Consider the following 3828-nt stretch of genomic DNA (forward strand, 5'->3'; position numbering starts at 1 on the left):
CGGGCACAACCTCCCTGCACGGTAGAGCGATCCTCCAGGCAATCACACCGACGGCAGGGTACGGCAGGGCGCACGGCCCGTTCCCCGCGCGCCCGGCCGCCGGCCGGGGCCGGCCGGCCGGGGCCGGCCGGCCGGCCCGCGTGGAGCACGGCGAGCGGTGGGGCGGTGGGCCACCCGGTCGCGTACGCATAACTCGTGTGCGTGAACCGCTCCGGCCGTCCCCCGGACGGATGGCCTGCGGCAGGGAAGTCAGCGGGTACGTGTCGACGCCTGCGGCAGCGTCGTGCGTCGCCACGCCGCCGAGGGAGACGGAGACGGCGCCCGGCGGTTCGCACGCCCCGGCTTCCCCGATTTCCGCTTCCTCGATTTCCGCTTCCGCGAGACCTGGCTGAGCACGAGCGCCGCGACGCTCGATCCCTCCCCCGGTAAACCCGGGGCCATGGAGCTTTACTTCAACTTGACTCTTATTCGGTCCCTACGGTTATGTACAGGTTCCAATATCAAGATCCCGGGGGTCGTTCATGCACCGCTCCATCCGCACCGCTGTCTGCGCCGTCGCCGCCGTCGGCCTGGTGTTCGGGCTCAGCGCCTGTTCCGAGGTCAGCGACGCCGCGAAGGACAAGGCTTCCGACAGTGTCGACAAGGCGGTCGACGGAGTCGACAAGGCCGTGAACGAGGAGTACGAGGTCACCTACGAGGTCACCGGGAAGAGCATCGACTCCATCCAGTTCGCGGCGGGCGGCGGCACCGCCACGAACCCGAAGCTGGAGACCGTGGACAAGCCGGCGCTGCCGTGGAAGAAGACCGTGACCCTGCGGGGGATCCTGCCTCCCTCGGTGCTGCCCATCGCGCTCGACGCCACCGGCGAGGCAGCGGTCACCTGCAAGATCATCTACAAGGGCAAGCCGATCGCCGAGGAGTCGGGCAAGGGCCTGGGCGCCGCCGGAGGCTGCGTCGCGGTCTCCCCGATCGTCTGACCCGACAGGACCCTGGGAGCCGTGGAGCGTACTCGCTCCACGGCTCTCCTTGTTGTCCCGCAGGCCCTCGTCAACTCACCGAGGAGAACTGCCGGACCAGCGCGGCGGCGACCATATGGCCGGATCCGCCGCCCAGTCCCGGACCCGGATGGGTGGAGGCGCCGATGTGCCAGAGCCCGGCGACCTCCGTCGCGTGCCTCCCCGACGAGGGGAGCGGGCGCCATGCAAAGTTCTGGTCCAGCTCGACGGAGCCGCCGTACGGGTCTCCCGCGACCGCGTTGGGGTTGTAGGCGGCCAGCTCGGCGGGGGTGATGACGTCCACGGCGAGAACGCTGTCCCGCAGGCCCGGCGCGTGCTCGGCGACCCGGGCGAGGACGCGGTCCGCGTACCCGCGGGCGAGCTCCGGGGTCCAGCCCTCCGTGGTGTCGAGTTCACCGGCCGCGTCCCCGAGCGGGGTGAAGGGCACTTCCTGCAGCTGAAGCCAGAGCGCCGCCGCGCCGGGCGGCACCCGCCCGGGGTCCAGGACGTACTGCTGCCCGACCGCCACCGTGGGCCGCCGGGGCAGCAGGCCCGCCTCCGCCTCCGCGCAGGCGATGCCGGTGCTGCCCGAACCGTCGGAGAGATGGATCAGCGGCACCGAGCCCAGCCGTCCGTCCCGCCAGCGGGGCGGACCGGACAGAGCCACATGGATCTGCAGGGCGGCACGTCCGTAACGGAAACGGGCGGCCTCGTCCCGGAGCTCGCGGCCCACCGCGTCCCCCGGCAGCAGACGGCCGTAGAGCGCGGCGGGCGAGACGGAGGCCACCACCGCGCGACGGGCGCGGACGACCCGGCCGCCGGCCGTCTCCACGCCCACGGCACGCCCCCGCTCGACCAGGACGCGCTCGACCTCGCGACCGGTCTCCACCCGCACCCCGAGGGAGTCCAGCAGCGACCGGAAGGCGTCGATGAACCGGCCCGCTCCCCCGGCCACCACCGGCAGTCCGAATCCGTGGAGCGTGGCGGCGAACAGCGGCATCATCACTCCGCCCGACGCCTGGTCGGGCGAGAGCCCGGCGTGCAGCAGCCAGGGCGCGAAGAGATGGTCCACCTCGCTCCCGCGGAACTCCGCTCGCGCGTAACCGCGCCCGCTGGCGGCCAGGGAGCGCAGCCAGCGCTCGGCTCCCGCACGCCCGCCGTTCTCGAACAGACCGGCCACATGCCGCAGGGCCGCGGGCGAGCGCGGCTCGCCGCCGAGCAGCCCCCCGATGGATCCCATGCTGTCGTGCAGCCGGCGCAGGCCCGCCCGATAGGCGTCCCGGTCGGCCTGGTGCGCGAAGCCCTCGGCGGTGCGCTCGGGGTCCCGGTGGGCGAGGGTCACCCGGCCGTCGTCGGCGACGCTCGCGGTGAGCCGGCCATCGGTGTTGCGGTACTCCAGGCCGTGCTCCCTCAGCCGGTCCCCGAGGCTCGCGTGGGCCGGGCCGGAGACGAACAGCGGATGCCATGAGGAGTAGGTGTCGTGCAGATAGCCGGGCAGGGTGCGCTCCCCGGAGGCGATGAACCCGCCGATGTCCTGGTTGCGCTCCACCAGCGCGACCGACCAGCCCGCGGAGGCCAGCTCGGCCGCCGCCACGAGCCCGTTGACGCCCGACCCGACAACGACGGCGTCGACGGTGTCGACGTCCCCCATACGATTCTCCTCACCCGTCACATGCGGCCTACCAGTCCCTGTGGTATCGCCAACGTACGGCCTGTCCCGCCGAGTTCCGCAGGTCCCACGCCGATCGGGGCTCACACCGTTGCGGGCCGGCGCGGACCCCGCGCGACCCGGCGCACACCGCGCCCCCGGGCGGGCGGAAGGCGTCCGTCCGGGCGGGCGGCGGTCCCGGCACGCCCGTGCGCTCCAACGGCGCGGAACCGCCCGTGCCCCGGGCGGCGGTGGCATGATCGCCGCCGAGGTCGCCCAGTCCTATGGGACAGCCGTGGAGGGCGACATGCGAGGTCAGAACCTCCGCGCCTGAACTCTCCCGCCCCGACCGCGCGGGGACGCGTTCCCCCGCGGACATGCGCCGAGCACACGGCCCTCTGCCGTATACCGCTGTCACACGGCACACTCACGAGCATGTCTCTCTCACCACGACGCTGGAGCCCCATCCACGGGGACCCCTACCGCCCCGTCCCCCACCGCCCGAGCCGGATCGCCCCGGAGGAGTCCCTCGCCCGCGCGGCGGAGCTGCGCGCCCGCATGGACGAGCGGCGTACGGTACGGCAGTTCGCCGCCGACCCGGTGCCGCTCCAGGTGGTCAAGGACGCCATCGCCTGCGCGGCCACCGCTCCGTCCGGCGCCCACCAGCAGCCCTGGACCTTCGTCCTGGTCCACGACGCCGGGATACGGCAGCAGATCCGGAAGGCGGCCGAGGAGGAGGAGCAGATCTCCTACGACGGCCGCCTCGGCGACGAGTGGCTCGCCGCGCTCCGCCCGCTCGGCACCGACAAGGTCAAGCCCCATCTCACCGACGCCCCCGCCCTGATCGTCGTCTTCCAGCAGCGCTACTGGCTCGGCGAGGACGGCGCCAAACACAAGCACTACTACGTCGACGAGTCCGTGGGCATCGCGGTCGGGATGCTGCTCACCGCCCTCCATCTGTCCGGGCTGGCCGCGCTCGTCCACACTCCGAGCCCGATGCGCTTCCTCTCCGAGGTCCTCAACCGCCCGGCGAACGAGAAGGCGTTCGCCGTCATCCCGGTGGGATACCCCGCTCCCGACTGCGAAGTCCCCGATCTGGTCCGCAAATCGCTGGACCAGGTGATGGTCGAGATCTGAACCGGGCCCGGGGCGGGGCCGTCGGGCGGCCCCGCCCCGGGCGTTTCA

The 3828-nt window shown here is 72.9% G+C and carries 3 protein-coding genes; 2 read left to right on the forward strand and 1 reads right to left on the reverse strand.

Annotation, left to right across the window (positions count from 1 at the left end):
- The first annotated feature begins 521 nt into the window (after positions 1–521).
- The gene (locus tag FF041_RS36965; protein ID WP_153527123.1) at positions 522–977 is read left to right on the forward strand and encodes a hypothetical protein; all 456 of its coding nucleotides are present in this window, start codon (positions 522–524) and stop codon (positions 975–977) included.
- Positions 978–1047: 70 nt separating this feature from the next.
- Here FF041_RS36965 and FF041_RS36970 read toward each other — a convergent pair whose 3' ends face one another.
- Entirely contained in the window at positions 1048–2646 is a 1599-nt protein-coding gene (locus FF041_RS36970; protein WP_153527125.1) for a phytoene desaturase family protein, read from the reverse strand.
- 432 nt (positions 2647–3078) lie between these two features.
- Here FF041_RS36970 and FF041_RS36975 point away from each other — a divergent pair, with 432 nt between their 5' ends.
- Positions 3079–3780: a nitroreductase family protein gene (locus FF041_RS36975; RefSeq protein ID WP_153527127.1), complete on the forward strand. Its 702-nt coding sequence runs from the start codon at positions 3079–3081 to the stop codon at positions 3778–3780.
- The last annotated feature ends 48 nt before the right edge of the window (positions 3781–3828 follow it).

The organism is Streptomyces jumonjinensis, from assembly GCF_009600885.1.
Lineage (GTDB): Bacteria > Actinomycetota > Actinomycetes > Streptomycetales > Streptomycetaceae > Streptomyces > Streptomyces jumonjinensis.